Origin of the sequence: Paucibacter sp. PLA-PC-4 (assembly GCF_026241155.1) — a bacterium.
Taxonomy (GTDB): Bacteria; Pseudomonadota; Gammaproteobacteria; order Burkholderiales; family Burkholderiaceae_C; genus Roseateles_E.
Window position 1 is genome coordinate 1 of record NZ_JAPFGP010000076.1, and the last position, 669, is coordinate 669.

Here is a 669-nt window from a genome sequence, read left to right on the forward strand (position 1 = left end):
AGGCCGAGCACGCCGGCGGCCAGTTGGTCGCGCTTGGCTGCCTCAAGGGCTTCGCGTGCGCTGGCGGCTTGCAGCGTCTGCGCGGCCCGCGCGGCCGGCACACAAACCACGCCGTCATCGTCGGCAACAATCACATCACCCGGTGTGACCAGCATGCCTGCGCAGACGATGGGGATGTTGACGGAGCCCAGCGTGGCCTTGATCGTGCCCTTGGCCGAGATGGCCTTGCTCCAGACCGGGAAGCCCATCTCGGTGAGCGTCTTCACATCGCGCACACCGGCATCGATGACCAGTGCGCGAGCACCGCGCGCGATGAAGGAGCTGGCCAGCAGGTCACCGAAATAGCCATCCGAGCAATCGGCGGTAACGCCCGCGACGACGATGTCCCCGGGCCGGATCTGCTCTGCAGCCACATGCAGCATCCAGTTGTCGCCAGGCTGCAGCAGCACGGTGACGGCCGTGCCCGAGACCTGGGCGCTGGCATAGATCGGCCGCATGTAGGGCTTGAGCAGGCCGACGCGGCCCATGGCCTCGTGGACGGTGGCCGATCCGAGCTTGGCCAGTGCATCGGCGCTCGCTCGGTCAGCTCTTTGAATACGGCGATAGACCACACCGAGCTCGTACATCTCAAAGTCCCTTCTTCTTGAGTGCCGCATCCAGGCGCGGAAA

Annotated in this window: 1 protein-coding gene; it reads right to left on the reverse strand. The window is 65.9% G+C overall.

Features of this window, described 5'->3' with window-relative positions:
* The coding region (ligK, locus tag OOZ63_RS28975) for a 4-carboxy-4-hydroxy-2-oxoadipate aldolase/oxaloacetate decarboxylase (RefSeq protein ID WP_266009343.1) at positions 1-626 on the reverse strand (626 nt) is incomplete at its 3' end.
* Between the last annotated feature and the right edge of the window lie 43 nt (positions 627-669).